The organism is Pseudomonas palleroniana (assembly GCF_022836895.1).
In the GTDB taxonomy this organism is placed as follows: Bacteria; Pseudomonadota; Gammaproteobacteria; order Pseudomonadales; family Pseudomonadaceae; genus Aquipseudomonas; species Aquipseudomonas palleroniana.
The window spans coordinates 5,557,783-5,574,951 of sequence record NZ_CP092411.1; the positions used below are offsets into that span (position 1 = coordinate 5,557,783).

The 17,169-nt window shown below is 59.5% G+C and carries 13 protein-coding genes; 3 read left to right on the forward strand and 10 right to left on the reverse strand.

Annotation, left to right across the window (positions count from 1 at the left end; translation table 11 throughout):
• Positions 1-17: 17 nt before the first annotated feature.
• The 4 genes from MJP36_RS24980 to MJP36_RS24995 form a co-directional block, all read right to left on the reverse strand.
• Entirely contained in the window at positions 18-782 is a 765-nt protein-coding gene (locus tag MJP36_RS24980) for an amino acid ABC transporter ATP-binding protein (protein ID WP_003221897.1), read from the reverse strand.
• A 10-nt stretch (positions 783-792) separates the two neighbouring features.
• Entirely contained in the window at positions 793-1,890 is a 1,098-nt protein-coding gene (locus MJP36_RS24985; protein WP_198760479.1) for an amino acid ABC transporter permease, read from the reverse strand.
• Between the two features lie 10 nt (positions 1,891-1,900).
• Complete coding sequence (locus MJP36_RS24990) at positions 1,901-3,082, reverse strand: amino acid ABC transporter permease (RefSeq protein ID WP_104995572.1); 1,182 nt, start codon at positions 3,080-3,082, stop codon at positions 1,901-1,903.
• Between the two features lie 72 nt (positions 3,083-3,154).
• Positions 3,155-4,186 carry an amino acid ABC transporter substrate-binding protein gene (locus MJP36_RS24995; RefSeq protein ID WP_090366636.1) on the reverse strand — a complete coding sequence of 344 codons (1,032 nt, stop codon included), beginning with the start codon at positions 4,184-4,186 and terminating at the stop codon, positions 3,155-3,157.
• Positions 4,187-4,531: 345 nt separating this feature from the next.
• Here MJP36_RS24995 and MJP36_RS25000 point away from each other — a divergent pair, with 345 nt between their 5' ends.
• Together MJP36_RS25000 and rhlB are read left to right on the forward strand one after the other, a co-directional pair.
• Entirely contained in the window at positions 4,532-5,188 is a 657-nt protein-coding gene (locus tag MJP36_RS25000; protein ID WP_090366637.1) for an alpha/beta hydrolase, read from the forward strand.
• A 97-nt stretch (positions 5,189-5,285) separates the two neighbouring features.
• On the forward strand, positions 5,286-6,755 hold the full coding sequence (gene rhlB, locus MJP36_RS25005) for an ATP-dependent RNA helicase RhlB (protein ID WP_060753862.1): 1,470 nt from the start codon (positions 5,286-5,288) through the stop codon (positions 6,753-6,755).
• 585 nt (positions 6,756-7,340) lie between these two features.
• On the opposite strand, the gene moaE is transcribed toward rhlB, so the two are convergent.
• The 6 genes from moaE to MJP36_RS25035 all read right to left on the reverse strand — a co-directional run bounded on the left by moaE (position 7,341) and on the right by MJP36_RS25035 (position 15,585).
• Entirely contained in the window at positions 7,341-7,736 is a 396-nt protein-coding gene (gene moaE, locus MJP36_RS25010) for a molybdopterin synthase catalytic subunit MoaE (RefSeq protein WP_060753930.1), read from the reverse strand.
• A 56-nt stretch (positions 7,737-7,792) separates the two neighbouring features.
• A complete protein-coding gene (gene moaD / locus MJP36_RS25015) occupies positions 7,793-8,035 on the reverse strand; it encodes a molybdopterin converting factor subunit 1 (RefSeq protein WP_060753863.1) in 243 nt (80 codons plus the stop codon).
• Positions 8,032-8,505: a cyclic pyranopterin monophosphate synthase MoaC gene (gene moaC / locus MJP36_RS25020; RefSeq protein ID WP_205344555.1), complete on the reverse strand. Its 474-nt coding sequence runs from the start codon at positions 8,503-8,505 to the stop codon at positions 8,032-8,034. The genes moaD and moaC overlap by 4 nt, the downstream gene beginning before the upstream one ends.
• A gap of 180 nt (positions 8,506-8,685) precedes the next feature.
• Positions 8,686-12,405: an autotransporter domain-containing protein gene (locus MJP36_RS25025; protein WP_244384267.1), complete on the reverse strand. Its 3,720-nt coding sequence runs from the start codon at positions 12,403-12,405 to the stop codon at positions 8,686-8,688.
• Between the two features lie 312 nt (positions 12,406-12,717).
• Positions 12,718-14,112 carry a PhoH family protein gene (locus MJP36_RS25030; RefSeq protein WP_161548231.1) on the reverse strand — a complete coding sequence of 465 codons (1,395 nt, stop codon included), beginning with the start codon at positions 14,110-14,112 and terminating at the stop codon, positions 12,718-12,720.
• 348 nt (positions 14,113-14,460) lie between these two features.
• The gene (locus MJP36_RS25035; protein ID WP_161548232.1) at positions 14,461-15,585 is read right to left on the reverse strand and encodes a polysaccharide deacetylase family protein; all 1,125 of its coding nucleotides are present in this window, start codon (positions 15,583-15,585) and stop codon (positions 14,461-14,463) included.
• 132 nt (positions 15,586-15,717) lie between these two features.
• On the opposite strand from MJP36_RS25035, the gene yaaA reads away from it, so the two are divergent.
• Entirely contained in the window at positions 15,718-16,497 is a 780-nt protein-coding gene (yaaA, locus tag MJP36_RS25040) for a peroxide stress protein YaaA (RefSeq protein ID WP_205344557.1), read from the forward strand.
• The last annotated feature ends 672 nt before the right edge of the window (positions 16,498-17,169 follow it).

Sequence of the window (17,169 nt, forward strand, 5' to 3'; positions counted from 1 at the left end):
ATTCATTCAAACATTGATCAATGCAAAATCTGACTCAAGAACAACTTGGTCCGATCATTCTGCGGGTTGTCGAAGAAATCATTCGGCGCCGCCTGTTCCACGATCTCGCCCTTGTCCATGAAGATCACGCGGTTGGCCACGGTGCGGGCAAAGCCCATTTCGTGGGTCACGCACAACATGGTCATGCCGTCTTCGGCCAGGCCGATCATGGTGTCCAGCACTTCCTTCACCATTTCCGGGTCGAGCGCCGAGGTCGGCTCATCGAACAACATGATCTTGGGCTTCATGCACAGGGCACGAGCGATGGCCACACGCTGTTGCTGGCCGCCGGACAGTTGCCCTGGAAACTTGTGGGCCTGCTCCGGAATACGCACGCGCTCAAGGTAGTGCATGGCGATTTCTTCGGCCTTGCGCTTGGGCATCTTGCGCACCCACATTGGCGCCAGCGTGCAGTTCTGCAAGATGGTCAGGTGCGGAAACAGGTTGAAGTGCTGGAACACCATACCGACTTCACGGCGGATCGCTTCGATCTGCTTGAGGTCGTTGGTCAGCTCCACGCCGTCGACCACAATACGGCCCTGCTGGTGTTCTTCCAGGCGGTTGAGGCAGCGAATGGTGGTGGACTTGCCCGAACCCGACGGGCCGCACAGCACGATACGCTCGCCCTGCTTGACGTTGAGGTTGATGTCTTTCAGCACGTGGAACTGGCCGTACCACTTGTTGACGCCCTGCATCTGGATAATGCCTTCAGGGCCCACAGGCTTTTTGATTGCTTCGCTCATAAAAGAACTCCTAACGCTTGTGGCCTGTGTCGAGCTTGCGTTCCAGATGCATGGAATAGCGCGACATACCAAAACAGAAAATCCAGAACACCAGGGCGGCGAACACGTAGCCTTCGGTGGCCATGCCCAACCATTTCGGGTCAGCGGCGGCTTGCTTGACGCTGTTGAGCAGGTCGAACAAACCGATGATGATCACCAGGCTGGTGTCCTTGAACAGCGCGATAAACGTGTTGACGATGCCCGGGATCACCAGCTTCAAGGCTTGGGGCAGAATCACCAGGCCCATGCTGCGCCAGTACCCCAGGCCCATCGCCGCGGCCGCTTCGTATTGCCCCTTGGGAATGGCCTGCAAACCGCCACGCACCACTTCGGCCACATAGGCCGACTGGAACAGGATCACGCCGATCAGCGCCCGTAGCAGCTTGTCGAAGTTCATGCCTTCGGGCAGGAACAGCGGCAGCATCACCGAGGACATGAACAACACCGTGATCAACGGCACGCCGCGCCAGAACTCGATGAAGGTCACGCAGACCACTCGAATCGCCGGCAGGTTCGAACGCCGTCCCAACGCCAGCACGATACCCAGCGGCAACGCGCCGGCGATACCGACGGTGGCGATCACCAGGGTCAGCATCAGGCCGCCCCACTGGCTGGTCGCCACGTTGGTCAGGCCGAAGATGCCGCCATGCAACAGGCAGTAGGCAATGATCGGGTACAGCACCAGGAAGCTCAGGCCGTAGATCGCCTTGCGCTGGAAACGCGAGATGAACAACGGCGCCACGCCCACGACGGCCAACCAGACGGTCAGGTCCACTCGCCAGCGCAGATCGGCGGGATAATAGCCGTACATGAACTGCCCGAAACGCTGTTGGATAAACACCCAACAGGCGCCCTCCTTCGTACAGTCGGCACGGGTAGTGCCGACCCAGTTGGCGTCCAGAATCGCCCAATGCAGAATCGGTGGTACCACCAGGTACACCAGGTAGATCGCCAGCAAGGTCAGCAGGGTGTTGAGCCAACTGGAAAACAGGTTGGCGCGCATCCAGGCCACCGGGCCGAAGACTTTGCTCGGCGGCGGCATGTCAGGTTTGAAAGTATGAGAACTCATGGGCGTTTCCTCACCGCTCGATCAGCGCAATGCGCTTGTTGTACCAGTTCATCAGCAGGGAAATGCTGATGCTGATCGCCAGGTACACGCTCATGGTGATAGCAATGACTTCGATCGCCTGGCCGGTCTGGTTGAGCACCGTGCCGGCAAACAGCGAAACCATTTCCGGGTAACCGATACCGGCGGCCAACGACGAGTTTTTCGCCAGGTTCAAGTATTGGCTGGTCAGCGGCGGAATGATCACCCGCAGGGCTTGCGGGATGATGACCTTGCGCAGCGTCGGCCCCGGGCGCAAACCCAGGGAGCGCGCGGCTTCGGTCTGGCCGTGGCTGACGGACTTGATGCCCGAACGCACGATCTCGGCGATGAACGCTGCCGTATAGACGGTCAATGCCAGGGTCAGGGCCAACAGCTCGGGAATCAGGACCCAGCCGCCGACAAAGTTGAAGCCTGCCAGCTTCGGCATTTCCCAATGCAGTGGGGCGCCGAAAACCAGCGTGCACAACGTCGGGATCACCACCAGCAGCGCAAGCCCCGCCCAGAACTTGTGGAACGGAACGCCGGTGGCTTCGAAACGTTTATTGGCCCAGCGCGTCATCAGCACAATCGCGACAATCGCCACCACCACGCTGACCACGAACGGCCAGAAACCCTGCGCCATCAACGCCGCCGGCATGTTCAGGCCGCGACTGCTGACAAAGAAGGTATCGCCGAAGTTGTGACTGTTACGCGGCCCCGGCATGGTCAGGAACACCGCGAAATACCAGAACAGGATTTGCAGCAGCGGCGGTATGTTGCGGAACACTTCCACGTACACCGTCGCCAGCTTGTTGATCATCCAGTTCGGCGACAGTCGCGCCACGCCGATGATGAAACCGAGCAGGGTCGCCAGGACCACGCCGATCACGGTCACCAGCAAGGTGTTGAGCAAGCCGATCACGAACACTCGGGCATAACTGTCCGATTCGGTGTAGTCGATCAGGTGCTGCGCGATACCGAAGCCGGCACTGCGCTCAAGAAACTCGAACCCCGAGGTGATGCCCCGGTGTTGAAGGTTGGTCTGGGTATTGTTGAAGAGGTACCAGCCCAGCGAGACCACCGCCACAATCGTGATGATCTGGAAGAGCCACGCACGCACTTTGGGATCGCTGAAGCTGAGCTTCTGCTTGGGTGCGCCGATTTGATTTTGCATGAAGTGCCCCGGAAATAATGGAACAGAACATCACCCGGTGGTTGGCCCACCGGGTGACAGAACCATCAGCGATCAGCGCACTGGGGGTGCGTATTGAATGCCGCCGTTGTTCCACAGCGCGTTCAGGCCACGGTCGATTTCCAGCGGAGTGCTCTTGCCGAGGTTTTTCTCGAACACTTCACCGTAGTTACCGACTTGCTTGACGATCTGTACGACCCAATCTTTCTTCACTTTCAGGTCTTTGCCGTATTCGCCGTCGGCACCGAGCAGACGTGCGACGTCCGGGTTCTTGGTGGACTTGGCTTCAGCTTCAACGTTTTTCGAAGTGATACCGGCTTCTTCAGCGTTGAGCATGGCGTAGCCTACCCAGCGCACGATGGCCAGCCACTCGTCGTCGCCGTTACGTACGACTGGGCCCAGTGGCTCTTTGGAAATGGTTTCCGGCAGCACCGAGTAATCCTTCGGCGAGGCCAGCTTGCTGCGTTGGGCGAACAGCTGGGACTTGTCGGAGGTCAACACGTCGCAACGGCCGGATTCCAGCGATTTGGCGCTTTCATCGGAGGTATCGAAGGTGATCGGGGTGTATTTGAGGTTGTTGGCGCGGAAGTAATCGGAGACGTTCAGCTCGGTGGTGGTACCGGCCTGGATGCAGATGGTTGCACCGTCCAGTTCCTTGGCACTTTTCACGCCCAGCTTGTTGTTCACCAGGAAGCCGACACCATCATAGTAGGTGATGAAGCCCGGGAATTTCAGGCCCATGCCCGCATCGCGGGAACTGGTCATGGTGGTGTTACGGGACAGGATGTCGACTTCGCCGGATTGCAGCGCGGTGAAACGCTCCTTGGCATTCAACTGGCTGAATTTGACCTTGGTGGCGTCGCCGAAAACGGCAGCGGCCACAGCACGGCACACGTCAGCGTCGATCCCGAGGATCTTGCCGCTGGCATCCGGCACCGAGAAACCCGGCAGGCCGTCACTCACACCACATTGCACAAAGCCTTTCTTCTGCACGGCGTCCAGGGTAGCGCCGGCTTGGGCAAAACCACTGACACCCAATACAGCGGCCGCGGTGACGATGGCCAGGGTGGATTTCAATACCTTCATTCAAACCTCCAGTTGCTCTTGTTGTGTCGGAGCTCGAACCTCAGCGCACCCTTATGAGGCGATATCGACCCGTGTTGGCTTTTTTAAGGGTCAAGCGGCATGAGGTTGTCGCGATAATTCCAGCTGCTATCCCACAAGCGGCAGTCACTGATAGTGTTACCGTCTGCGAATAGTTCTGACATCGACCTACACATAGCAAGGCGCGTACCAGAGTGCCGGCTGAGTCGTTTCAGCCCATGTGCAATAGAAAAAGATTCAACCTTGCGACATTCTCTTAACAGATCGACCTTTTACGCACCGTTCCAACGCACCCAATCGGAGCGTGTGCACATAGATGGAGCAGACATGACCGAACCCTTGATTCTTCAGCCCGCCAAGTCCGCCGACGCCTGCGTAATCTGGCTGCATGGCCTGGGCGCCGATCGCTACGACTTCCTGCCGGTGGCCGAAGCGCTGCAGGAAAACTTACTGACAACCCGTTTCGTTTTGCCCCAGGCACCGACCCGTCCCGTGACGATCAACGGCGGCTACGAGATGCCCAGCTGGTACGACATCAAGGCCATGAGCCCGGCCCGGTCCATCAGCCTGGAAGAGCTGGAAACCTCGGCCAAAATGGTCACCGACCTGATCAAAGAGCAAAAAAGCAGCGGAATAGACGCCTCGCGGATTTTCCTCGCGGGGTTCTCCCAAGGCGGGGCGGTGGTGTTCCATACCGCGTACCTGAAATGGCAAGGCGCGCTGGGCGGCGTGATCGCCCTCTCCACCTACGCACCGACGTTCGACGATGAGCTGGAATTGTCCGCCAGCCAGCAGCGCATTCCGGCCCTGTGCCTGCACGGCCACTACGACGACGTGGTACAGAACGCCATGGGCCGCAGTGCCTACGAGCACTTGAAGACCCGTGGTGTCACCGTGACATGGCAGGAATACCCAATGGGCCACGAAGTGTTACCTGAAGAGATACGCGATATCGGTACCTGGTTGAGCACTCGCCTGGGCTGAAAAGCATTGCTTTATGTAGCCGCATGACAGACGCACTACGCCGCGCCCGTTTCTTGCATTACACTGGCCGGCGTACATTCCTTAACCAATTAATGAGATCACCGTGCTCAAAGCACTCAAGAAGATGTTCGGCAAAAGCGAGGCTGAGCCGCTCGCGCCAGTTTCCAGTGCCCCTGCCCCCACGTCCGGCAGCCGCAATGACGGTAAACAGCCCGGCCGGACCGCACCTGCCGCCCAGCCGAAAAAGCCAGCGGTAATGCCGGCCGAACAGGCAAAACCGCTCGAGGCCACGCCTGCGCCCGTCGCGCCCAAGCCACGTCGCGAACGTGCGCCCAAACCGCCGGTCACTCCGTGGAAACTCGAAGACTTCGTCGTCGAGCCCCAGGAAGGCAAGACGCGCTTCCACGATTTCAAGCTCGCCCCGGAACTGATGCACGCCATCCAGGACCTGGGCTTCCCGTACTGCACGCCGATCCAGGCGCAAGTCCTGGGTTTCACCCTGGCCGGCAAAGACGCCATCGGTCGTGCGCAGACCGGCACCGGCAAGACCGCTGCGTTCCTGATCTCGATCATCACCCAGTTGCTGCAGACGCCACCGCCCAAAGAACGCTACATGGGTGAGCCGCGCGCCCTGATCATTGCCCCGACCCGGGAGCTGGTCGTGCAGATCGCCAAGGACGCCGCCGACCTGACCAAGTACACCGGCCTCAACGTGATGACCTTCGTGGGCGGCATGGACTTCGACAAGCAGCTCAAGCAGCTCGAAGCCCGCCACTGCGACATCCTGGTGGCCACTCCGGGCCGCCTGCTGGACTTCAACCAGCGCGGCGACGTGCACCTGGACATGGTCGAAGTGATGGTACTGGACGAAGCCGACCGCATGCTCGACATGGGTTTCATCCCGCAGGTCCGTCAGATCATTCGCCAGACCCCACCGAAAACCGAGCGCCAGACCCTGCTGTTCTCCGCGACCTTCACCGACGACGTGATGAACCTCGCCAAGCAATGGACCACCGACCCGTCCATCGTCGAGATCGAAGCCGAAAACGTTGCCAGCGAAAACGTCGAACAGCACATCTATGCCGTAGCCGGTGCCGACAAGTACAAACTGCTCTACAACCTGGTCAACGACAACGGCTGGGAACGCGTGATGGTGTTTGCCAACCGCAAGGACGAAGTTCGCCGCATCGAGGAACGCCTGGTGCGTGATGGCGTCAACGCCGCGCAGCTGTCGGGCGACGTGCCGCAACACAAGCGTATCAAGACCCTGGAAGGCTTTCGCGAGGGCAAGATCCGCGTACTGGTGGCCACCGACGTGGCGGGCCGCGGGATTCATATCGACGGAATCAGCCACGTGATCAACTTCACCCTGCCGGAAGTACCGGACGACTACGTGCACCGCATTGGCCGTACCGGCCGTGCCGGCGCGGCGGGTGTATCGATCAGCTTCGCAGGGGAAGATGACTCGTATCAGCTACCGTCGATCGAGGCGCTGCTGGGCCGCAAGATCAGCTGCGAAACACCGCCGACGCACTTGCTGCGCCCGGTTGAACGCAAACGCCCATAAAGCTGGATGCAGTAAAAAATGTGGGAGGGGGCTTGCTCCCGATAGCAGTCGTTCAGTCAACATAACTGTTGAATGTGCTACCGCCATCGGGAGCAAGCCCCCTCCCACAGTTGGTTTTGTGTTCGACCCGCTATTTCCAGCGGTCCGGCTTCGCTGGGGATGACTCTTATCAGCGGCGAGAGACCACCAATGCACTTGCTGCGTCCGGTTGAACGCAAACGCCCATAAAGCTGGATGCAGTAAAAATGTGGGAGGGGGCTTGCTCCCGATAGCAGTCGCTCAGTCAACATAACTGTTGAATGTGCCACCGCCATCGGGAGCAAGCCCCCTCCCACAGTTGGTTTTGTGTTCGACCCACTATTTCCAGCGGTCCGGCTTCGCTGGGGATGACTCTTATCAGCGGCGAGAGACCACCAATGCACTTGCTGCGTCCGGTTGAACGCAAACGCCCATAAAGCTGGGTGCAGTAAAAAATGTGGGAGGGGGCTTGCTCCCGATAGCAGTCGTTCAGTCAACACAACTGTTGAATGTGCCACCGCCATCGGGAGCAAGCCCCCTCCCACATTGGGTTTTGTGTTTGCCCCGCTATTTCCAGCGGTCTGCGGCCGTATGGTCGCTGTGGCGCCCTTCTACCCAGCGCGGCCCTTCGTTGGTGTTCTCTTTCTTCCAGAACGGCGCTCGCGTCTTCAGGTAATCCATCACGAACGCACAGGCATCAAACGCGGCCTGGCGATGGGCACTCGCTGCCGCGACGAAGACGATGGGCTCGCCCGGCTCCAGCACACCAATACGATGCAGCACCTCCAGCTTGAGTAACGGCCAGCGCTGCTCGGCCTCCACGGCAATCTTGGCCAAGGCTTTTTCAGTCATGCCGGGGTAATGCTCAAGGAACATCCCCGACACTTCACGGCCATCGTTGAAGTCGCGCACATAACCGACAAAGCTCACCACCGCGCCCACACCCACATTGGCTGCGTGCATCGCATTGACTTCGGCGCCGGGATCAAACGCCTCGACTTGCACACGAATCACCCTGCTCACCCCCCGGTCACGGGCGGGAAAAACGCCACTTCGTCGCCCGGCTGCAGCGGTTCGTCGAGGTTGCACAGTTCCTGGTTGCGGGCGCACATCAGGCTGGTCTCGTTGAGCACGGCAAACTCCGGATCCGCCGCCAACGCCAGGCGCACAGCGTCAACGGTGGCAAAATCGCCTTCCATTTCCAGCGAATCGAAGCCCACCACCTCTGCGTAGCGCGCAAAAAACAATACGTTGATGCTCATGCCTGCTCCGCCTTGAAATGCCCGCTTTTACCGCCGAGCTTTTCCAGCAGGCGAACGCTTTCGATGGTCATGCCGCGGTCCACGGCCTTGCACATGTCGTAGATCGTCAGCGCTGCGACACTGGCGGCGGTCAGGGCTTCCATCTCCACGCCGGTCTGGCCACTGAGTTTGCAGCGCGCCAGGATATGCACCGTATCCACACCTTCGGCGCTCAGCTCGACCTTGACGCCAGTGAGCATCAACGGGTGGCACAGCGGGATCAGATCACTGGTTTTTTTTGCGGCCTGGATGCCGGCGATACGGGCCACGGCAAACACGTCGCCCTTGGGGTGGGCGCCGTCGACAATCATTTGCAGGGTCTGGGGCAGCATGCGCACCCGCGCTTCGGCCACGGCCTCTCGGAACGTCACGGCTTTGTCGGTGACGTCGACCATATGGGCGCGACCTTGGGAATCGAGATGAGTCAGCACAGGGATACTCCTGATCAGGAGCGACAATTGTAAACCCGTAGGTCAAAAAAAGGGGCACAACACGCGGCCCCCCATCCAAATGCATGTAGTGAGCGGGCTTGCCCCGCGCCGCGGTGTGTCAGGCGGCTCAAACTTACCTGACACACCGCCGCGCGGGGCAAGCCCGCTCACTACAAAGGGTCAGAAGCGGAAGGTAAACCCGGCATTGATCCCGTTGTTGTTACCTCGGTTGGACAGCAAACCGCTGTAGCTCAAGGACACCAGCGTGTCAGGGGTCAAGGCCATTTCAGCACTGGCCTTGATGACCGCGCCATCGCGGGCCACGGGCACGCTGTTGACTGCAAAGGCCGTGTCGCTGCCGGCGAATTTCAGCGAGGCTTCGCGATCGGTAGCGCCAAACTGATGCTCCCAACCCAACTCGCCGCGCAAGGTCACCGCCGACGTCGAGCTGACCGGCAATTGGGTATGCGCGCGCAGGCCCAGTGTGGAGAGCGTGGCGTCCTGGCTTTGTTTGCTGGCGTGCAAGGCTGCGGCGCCGCCTTTCTCCTTGAACGAATCGCTCTGGTAGTTCAGGTAGGTCAGGTTGGCGAAAGGCTCGAACTGGCTCCATTGGGTGTAGCCGATCTCGCCGAACACCTGGTCGGTGCGCGCGTTGTAGTCGGCTTTGTCGTAGTCCGCCTGGTTGGCATAGGCCACACGACGCGAAGCGTCGATACGGTGCCAGGTGCTGGCGCCACCTAGGCGCAGGGCTATCGCATCGAAACGTTTTCCACCGTAGACCGACAGGTGATAGTTGTCGCTGTCTGCCGAAGACGATGCGCCATTGAGATGGCTCTGGGTGTAGCCGGTAGCTGCCCCCACGCGCCAGCCGTCCCCGACGTCGGTGTCCAGGCCCAGCAACACCCCGCTGGTGGATGAGGAATAACCGCTGGCGTTGTTGTCACCGCTGATGTTGTTGCGACCGCCCAGCAACTGTACCCAACCGCCGTTATCGCCGGCCTGGATCTGCGCGCCGGAATCCAGCGACTGGGCCTGTTGCAGACGGCCATTGACCGCTTCACGCAGGTAACGGCTGTCGGCCATGTGCGCCGCCGCCACATCCGAGTGCAATTGCCCGGACAACTGCTTGAACGCCTCCCGCGCCTGCGGCGCCGAGTCGGAGGCCAGCAGGCTTTCGTACACCGGGCTGCCCGCGCCCAACGCTTCGGCCGCTGTCGCGACCGCACGCTCATTGCGGTTTTGCGCGACACTGGCAAACGTCGCCTGGTTACGCGCCACCGTCAGGCTCAGTTGGTTCGGCTGGTAGCTGAGCTCAGTGCCAATAAACAGATAGTTGGGAGTAATCGCCGCAAACCGGCCGTTGATACCTTGGCTGGCGCTGAGGATGTTGAACGGCTGGCCCAGCAGGCTGCGCGCCTCGCTGGCGGACAGCAGGTTGGGGCTATTCTCCAAGGACACCGTCACCACACCGCCATTGAGGGTCGCGACGCCGCTGCTCTGGATCTGGTCGCTGCGGCCATTGGGGCCCACTTCAACGGCGTACACCGAGCCTGGATTGAAGGTCACGTCACCCGTGTGCAGCGTGCCAATCGAATGCCCCGGCGCCACGCGGCCACCGCTGTTGAGGGTCAAGGCACCCACCGTGCCGTTGCCGGCCAGCGTGCCACCCAAGGTGGTCGTCACACCGTTATCCGCATTGCGCGTGCCCACGGCACTAGCGTCCACCGTCACTGCGGAAGTCAGCGAGCCGTCCACCGACAGCTTGCCTCCACGCACCCAGGTACTGCCCGAGTAAGTGTTCTGGCCTTCCAGTACCAGCTCGCCGTCACCGGACTTGACCAGGCTGCCGACATAGGTCGCGCCGGTAAGCAAATCCTTGCCTCGAGCCAGGGTCGCCTGCTCCCGTGCGCTGCCGATCTCATACGCGAACTGATCATCCGCCGAAGCATTGGCAGGCAGGCCATTGAGCCAGCCTTTTTGCTGTTTGGTCGCGGCCCAGGTCGCTTGTTCGGTGGCATCTTCTACCCGACGGGCGCGAATCGCCTCATCGGAAATCGGGTTAGCCCAGATGTCACGCGTAGCCGTGGGCAATGCCACGGCCACCGCCCCGAGGAACTGCCCCGGCCCTTGCATGGCTTTTTGCAGATTGGGCAGGCCCCAGCCACTGACCACGCCCGGTACTTGCGGCGTGCCCGGCGCCGCATCGTGCACCGGTTGCAGGTTGTCGTAGGTGCGGCCACCGGTCAGGGTCCCCACAGGGGTGTCCGGCCCATCCGGCGCTTGCAGGCTGGAGGTGGTGAGCAACACATCCCGGGCCTGGCTGGCGGTCATGTAGGGGAAGCGCTGGAGCACCAGCGCCAGAGCCCCGGAGACGCTCGGCGCAGCGGCGGAGGTGCCGTTGGCGTTGGGGATGATTTCACCTTCAGGCCCGGTGGACGGAATCCCGGAAACACCCATCACGCACCACCATTTCGAGGTGCCGCAACGGTTGTAGACCTGGGCACTGGTCTCGTCGTAACCGGTGATCGAGAGGAATTTGCTTTCGATATCCGGCTTGAAAAATGGCAGGTTGGCGTTGGTGTCCGGGTTGGCGCCGTGGCTGTCGTTGCCCGCCGAGATGATCTGGATAAAGCTGTTTTGCCGGGCAGCATCGGCCATCGCATCCATCCAGGTTTTCTGCCCGGCGTGGGCCTTGTCCCAGAACGGGCGGTAGGCGGCGGTCATGTCGCGCAGGTTGTCGGCCGCGCTGTCGCCGACGTTGCCGAAATGGTTTTCCACGTCATTGCGCGAGTTCTGCCCCCAGCTCTGGTTGACGATCGACACATTCTTGGCGGCCAGGGCGTTGTAGCTGGCCATGAACGCGTTGTAGTCCAGATCGTTGGAGCCCTGGAAACGGTTGTCGTCGGTGCCGCCGGTATTGGCGACAAAAATGTTCGCGTCAAAGGCTATGCCGTGCATGCCGGTGCCGTTGCGACTGGCGCCCAGCACACCGGACATTTCCGTGCCGTGCCCGTCGTTGATGGTCGGGTCGTACTCGCCGGAAATACTGAAGTGCTCGCCTTTTTGAAACTCGCCGGCCGGGGTGTCATGGAAATAACGCGGATGCGTGGCGTAGTACTCGCCCGTGGACGTCACCGCCTGCACACGGTCCTGGCCCTGGGCGTTCTTGCCCTGGAATTCGAAGTGTTCGGTGAGAATGCCGGAGTCGAGCACGCCGACATTCACACCCTTGCCGGTCATGCCCAAGGCATAGGCGAAATACGCGTTGGTGCGATCCAGGCCGGAGTTGACCTGGGCTTCCGGGGTTTTCCAGGTTTGCGCGTTGGCATTCCAGTCACGGGTGACGGCGGCCCAGGACTGGCCGGCGTTGAGCTGCCCGGTGAGGTTGCTGCTGACGCCCGGTTCTACATAGGTGTAGGGCTTGGCGGCGGGCAGGTTGGCGATGATGGCCTTGGAGAAGTCGAGAATGTTGGTGGTGTAGCGGCCACTGTTGCTGAAAAGCCGGCTGCGGTAGTAATCCAGGCGTGAGCTGTAGTCCAGTGGCCGCCGGGTGTCACCGAGCATGGCTCCGATGGTCAGGTTTTCCGGTTGCAGCTCGTAGTTCTGCTTGAGGGCCGAATCGAACTTGGCGGACTGGCCGGCGAAGTCCTTGGCGGCAAGATCGACGATATCGGCGTAGGCAAACCGCAGGTTTTTATACACGTCGGTATTCGGGCCAAACGAGGCAACCGCTTTGCGAAAGGCCGATTCGAGCACCGGGGCGGTGTAAGGGTTGCTGTCATCCGCCCAGGCCGTTGGGCCGTGGCCGAGCCATAAGGCCAAGCCGAGAGCGATGGGTGTGAGGGGTATCGATTGGCGCTTGCGAAAAAATACAGTGGAGCCATTACCTGCTACGTCCATTTTCCTTTCCCTTTGGAGATGTGCGTCGTCAATGAGCGATGTATCGGGCTTTTTGTAATAGGCAGGGTCACGCGGAAAACCCATGGGGTTTTCAAGTGTTCGTCGAATTAATGAGGAGGTCTTCCGACGGGGGTCACGCAGCGTTCTTATTGTTTTTGCAGCGGCAAAAAATGTAACAAAATAATTACAAAGACCACAAGCACCCTGGGCGCATTAACGAAGACAAATGTCGCCCACAACAAAAACCCCGGACTTCGCGAAAAATCCGGGGTGGTTCGTGGCATTTAGCCACCAACTCTCACAGGTCTGTGTTTACAGGTGCGACTCGGCGTATTCGGCCAGGATCGAACGAGGCACCCCTTGCAGCGCGATGTGCACGCCGTTGGGGAAGTCTTTGAAACGTTCCGTCAGGTAGGTCAGCCCGGAGCTGGTCGCGGACAGGTAAGGGGTGTCGATCTGTGCCAGGTTACCCAGGCACACCACTTTGGAACCGGCGCCGGCACGCGTGATGATGGTTTTCATCTGGTGCGGCGTGAGGTTCTGGCATTCATCGATCAGGATCAGGCTTTGCTGGAAGCTGCGACCTCGAATGTAGTTGAGGGATTTGAACTGCAACGGCACTTTGCTGAGGATGTAATCGACGCTGCCATGGGTGTTTTCGTCATCCATGTGCAAGGCTTCGAGGTTATCGGTGATCGCCCCCAGCCACGGCTCCATTTTTTCCGCCTCGGTGCCGGGCAGGAAACCGATTTCCTGGTCCAGGCCCTGCACGCTGCGGGTGGCGATGATGCGGCGATAGCGCTTGGTCACCATGGTCTGCTCGATGGCGGCGGCCAGGGCGAGAATGGTTTTGCCCGAACCAGCGGCGCCCGTCAGGTTGACCAGGTGGATATCCGGGTCGAGCAGCGCATACAACGCCAGGCTCTGGTAGATATCGCGCGGTTTCAGGCCCCAGGCTTCCTGGTGCAACAGGGGTTCCTGATGCAGGTCGAGGATCAGCAGCTTGTCGACCAGGATCTCTTTGATCCAGCCCACGAAGCCCTGTTCGTCGACGATGAACTCATTGATGTGCACGGCCGGCAGGTTGTCGATCAACTGCACCTGGTGCCAGGTGCGGCCATGATCCTGACGGGTTTCGACTTTGCTGACGCGGTCCCAGAACGAGCCGGTCATCATGTGATAACCACGCGACAGCATCGACACGTCGTCGACCAGTTGGTCGGTACTGTAGTCCTCGGCAGCGATCCCACACGCTCGTGCCTTGAGGCGCATGTTGATGTCTTTGGTCACCAGCACCACGCGCAGCTCCTTGTCGCGTGCGTGCAAGTCGATCAATTGGTTGATGATTTTGTTGTCGTTCAGGTTCTCCGGCAGCAGGCTGTTGGGCTCGCTGCGCTTGCTCATCAGAATCGACAGCAAGCCCTTGGGCCCGCCTTTACCACGCTGGATCGGCACGCCGACTTCAACGTCTTCGGGTGAAGCTTCACCCAGGGTCTTGTCGATCAGGCGAATCGCCTGGCGGCACTCGGCGGCCACGCTGTGGTGCCCGCTTTTGAGCTTGTCGAGCTCCTCAAGCACGATCATCGGGATGGCGACGTGGTGTTCTTCGAAGTTAAGCAGTGCGTTTGGATCGTGGATCAATACGTTGGTATCAAGCACGTAAAGGATTGGCTGGTCGGAAGAAGGGTTACGTCCATGATCATCCATACTCGGTCACCTTTGTGGGAGCCATTCGACGCAATACCTGGGCGGTGCTGCGCCTCGATTCGACCACCGACCGCACCTGAGTGACGTCAAGCGCGGTGCCCACCTGAGGAGTCTTGTAAGACGCCACCTGTGCTGCAGGTTTCGGCGATCTGACTTCGTAATACCGCAAAACCCATGACAGGAAAAAGCACTTTGACGCTTTTTTGAAGTTTATTTTTCAGGATGACGAATAACACTAGCCGAGTGCCAGGCACCCCGTTAAAGTCGGAAGTCCGCCTGCATCGATTTGTCGCACAAAATCACCCCGAAAATGCCTCTGCCCCAACCGGGCCGGGCGTTTCGTCTTTTTCAACGAAAAGCTTCCCGGCAGTCCTGCCAGCCCAGGCCACTCTGTGCCGTAGATTGCAACAACAGCGGCAACGCCACCCGTGCCTTGTCCTGGGTGTCGTGAAACACAATCACCCCTTTGCGCCACAGCAACATCAGCGTCAGCACCCGTTGCGCCGACTCATCAGCCTTGAGCTGGCCCGGCTCGTCCTGGGAATCGATATCCCACAACGCCACCTGCAGACCTTGCGCCTGGAAGAACCCCTGGCTGTCCGCGCGACGCTGGCCGTAAGGCGGGCGAAACAGCGGCACATAGTTTTCCGGCATCAGGTTTTGCGTCAGCGACGCACCGCGGGTGATGGAGCTTTGCCAGTCCACCCAGTGGCTGTGGGAACGGTATTGCCAACCCTGGGTGCCCACGCACTGGCCGTGGTACAGCGCCTGCACGTCACTGGCCGAACTGCGTTCCACCCGGGTTTGCAGGCTGCCGCCGAGGGCGAAGAAAATGGCGTTCATCTTCTGTTTACGCAAATAGTCAGTGAGCCAGTCGGTATTGCCGTTGAGCGGTGCCGGACCGCCGTCGAAGGTCAGCAGGAACATTCGATCATTGAGCTCATCACCGTTGCGCTCATGGTCACCAAAGCGCGCCACTTCGCTACTGATCTGCGGGAACAGCGCTGCCTTGCGCAGCAGTTCATCGAGGTAACGCTCATGGAATTGATGGCTCGGCCCGGCCCAGCCTATATAGAAGGAGTTTTCACTGACTTCGAACTTGCCGGCCTGCTCGCGCAGGTCATCCATGTTTTCCACCAGGTAGCAGAACGAGGCGTCCTCTTCGCAACTCTGCTGGGCGAGGGTGTAGTTCTCCAGCAGGCGCTGCCACAGCTGGCGACGCAGGTCGTAGATCGACGCCAGGTTGATGATCTTCAGCCCCAGTCGCTGCTTGAGCGCGCCGTCATCCTGGGCCTCACTGGCCAACAGGCTGTGGGCGAACATCAGGATTTCCGCACGCGAGGCCACATCGAACAGCGCCGGGCTGCTGAGTTTTTCCGGCCAGGTGCCACGATCCAGGCTCGCCACATCCACCGGCGCAGCCTGGGTATTGAGGCATAACAGACAAGCCGAGATTAAAAGCGCGATTCGCACACAGGGTCTCCCTCTCCAGAGTCACCGGGCATCATAGCGGATCGCGACTATCGCCATCATAGGTGGAGTCAAAACGCTGCACCCCCTAGAATCGCGGCCACGCTACACGCCACGATTTCAGGAGACGACTTCATGCTGATGGTGATTTCCCCCGCCAAGACTCTCGACTTCGAGACGCCGCCGGTAACCCAGCGCTTTACCCAGCCGCAGTACCTGGATCACTCCCAGGCACTGATCGAACAATTGCGCGAAATGAGCCCGGCGCAAATCAGCGAGTTGATGCACGTCTCCGACAAGATCGGCGGCCTCAATGCGGCGCGCTTCGGCAGCTGGACGCCCGCCTTCACCCCGGCCAATGCCAAGCAGGCACTGCTGGCCTTCAAGGGTGACGTATACACCGGCCTGAACGCCGAAACCTTCACCGATGCCGATTTCAGCTACGCCCAGGACCACCTGCGCATGCTCTCGGGCCTGTACGGCCTGCTGCGCCCTCTGGACCTGATGATGCCGTACCGCCTGGAGATGGGCACCAAGCTGGCCAACGCCCGTGGCAAGGATCTCTACGCATTCTGGGGCACACGCATCAGCGAGTGGCTCAATGAAGCCCTGGCCGAACAAGGCGACGATGTGTTGCTCAACCTGGCGTCCAACGAATACTTCTCGGCGGTCAAGCGCACAGCCCTGAACGCACGCATCATCAATACCGAATTCAAGGACCTGAAGAACGGCCAGTACAAGATCATCAGCTTCTATGCCAAGAAGGCCCGGGGCATGATGAGCCGCTTTGTGATCGAGGAACGCATCAACGACCCAGCGCATCTGAAGCAGTTCGAGGTGCAGGGTTATCGCTTCGATGCGCAGCTGTCCAAGCCGGACAATCTGGTGTTCCTGCGGGATCACGCACCGGAATAAGGCGCTCAAAATATGGGAGGGGGCTTGCTCCCGATAGCGATAGTTCAGTTACCCATTCAGTGACTGACACTCTGCCATCGGGAGCAAGCCCCCTCCCACTTTTGACTGTATTTCAAATTTAAAACGTCATTTATTTGGCGTCAAAAAATAGATTGACGCATTCCTAACGAATCTTTCACTCGACATTCGTCATTTTTTTTCGTAGTGGCACCGCTTTTTTCAAAAGGTAGTGGCACAAAACTATCCCCGCTTACCAACTCCCTGCAACTACTGGCCGAAGTAGCAAGTGCTATCAATATAGTACTAGTGCCATCTTTTCCAATATTTCAAGAAATTTCAGAAAACAGGATGAGCGGCTCGGAACTTCACCTGAACACGCGGCTCATACCACCGGTAACAAAATTCTCTGTTTCTGTAGGAGATGACTTACATCACAACCCAGCAATAACTAAGTTGCCATCACGACTTATATAGCAGGGTTGAATCATCAACTGATTGAGTTGAGGGCGGCGATAAGGATTAGTTGCTATCCCCTATAGGCCAAGGCAGCGTTTGCCTGAAATATGCAAGCCAGAGCCCAGCGGGCAAAGGCGCCAGCCCCTTCCAGCAGGAAGCCTGGCTACATTTCAGAGCACTCCCCAATAACAAGGCCAAGTTAAGCACAACTTGAGT

What these genes read in the sequence shown, in the direction of transcription:
- MJP36_RS24980 (WP_003221897.1), bottom strand. Translation starts at nt 782, where the DNA reads ATGAGCGAAGCAATCAAAAAGCCTGTGGGCCCTGAAGGCATTATCCAG.
- MJP36_RS24995 (WP_090366636.1), bottom strand. Translation starts at nt 4,186, where the DNA reads ATGAAGGTATTGAAATCCACCCTGGCCATCGTCACCGCGGCCGCTGTA.
- MJP36_RS24990 (WP_104995572.1), bottom strand. Translation starts at nt 3,082, where the DNA reads ATGCAAAATCAAATCGGCGCACCCAAGCAGAAGCTCAGCTTCAGCGAT.
- MJP36_RS25000 (WP_090366637.1), top strand. Translation starts at nt 4,532, where the DNA reads ATGACCGAACCCTTGATTCTTCAGCCCGCCAAGTCCGCCGACGCCTGC.
- MJP36_RS25030 (WP_161548231.1), bottom strand. Translation starts at nt 14,112, where the DNA reads ATGGATGATCATGGACGTAACCCTTCTTCCGACCAGCCAATCCTTTAC.
- MJP36_RS25025 (WP_244384267.1), bottom strand. Translation starts at nt 12,405, where the DNA reads ATGGACGTAGCAGGTAATGGCTCCACTGTATTTTTTCGCAAGCGCCAA.
- moaE (WP_060753930.1), bottom strand. Translation starts at nt 7,736, where the DNA reads ATGCACGCAGCCAATGTGGGTGTGGGCGCGGTGGTGAGCTTTGTCGGT.
- MJP36_RS24985 (WP_198760479.1), bottom strand. Translation starts at nt 1,890, where the DNA reads ATGAGTTCTCATACTTTCAAACCTGACATGCCGCCGCCGAGCAAAGTC.
- moaD (WP_060753863.1), bottom strand. Translation starts at nt 8,035, where the DNA reads ATGAGCATCAACGTATTGTTTTTTGCGCGCTACGCAGAGGTGGTGGGC.
- yaaA (WP_205344557.1), top strand. Translation starts at nt 15,718, where the DNA reads ATGCTGATGGTGATTTCCCCCGCCAAGACTCTCGACTTCGAGACGCCG.